The organism is Paenarthrobacter sp. PPS72 (assembly GCF_048537125.1).
In the GTDB taxonomy this organism is placed as follows: domain Bacteria; phylum Actinomycetota; class Actinomycetes; order Actinomycetales; family Micrococcaceae; genus Arthrobacter; species Arthrobacter nitroguajacolicus_E.
Genome location: NZ_JBLYIE010000095.1, coordinates 1 through 450 on the forward strand (window position 1 = coordinate 1; position 450 = coordinate 450).

Sequence of the window (450 nt, forward strand, 5' to 3'; positions counted from 1 at the left end):
CCTGCTGAAGCACGCTCCACTGTCGCAGCGCCTCCCATGGGCGAGGCCGGCTCCGGATCCACCGCCGGTTCGAAGGCTGACGCGGGTTTTATGGCTGATGAGGGTTTGAAGGCCGGCGCGGGTTTGAAGGCCGACGAGGGTTTGAAGGCCGACGAGGGTTTCATGGCTGATGAGGGTTTCATGGTCGGCGCGGGTTCCGGTGCGCTGGGCGCCGGGTCAACAGCGAGCCCTTTGGATGACGGGTACCGGAACGCGGCGGAGTTCTTACGGGCACGGTTGCGGATCGGCATCGGCGAGGCCCGGCGTCGGCTGACCCTCGCCGCCGAGATCCTTCCGCAGGCAGGAATGGCCGGGCAGGAGATCCCTGCCCGACGCCAGGTCCTGGCCGAAGCGGTTGGAGCCGCGCTGGTGCCTTCGAGGGCGGCGACGATCATCAGCACCGCCCTGGAC

Annotated in this window: 1 pseudogene; it reads left to right on the forward strand. The window is 68.2% G+C overall.

Features of this window, described 5'->3' with window-relative positions:
- A pseudogene (locus ACLRGI_RS23230) lies at window positions 1-450 on the forward strand (HNH endonuclease signature motif containing protein); the annotation flags it as partial.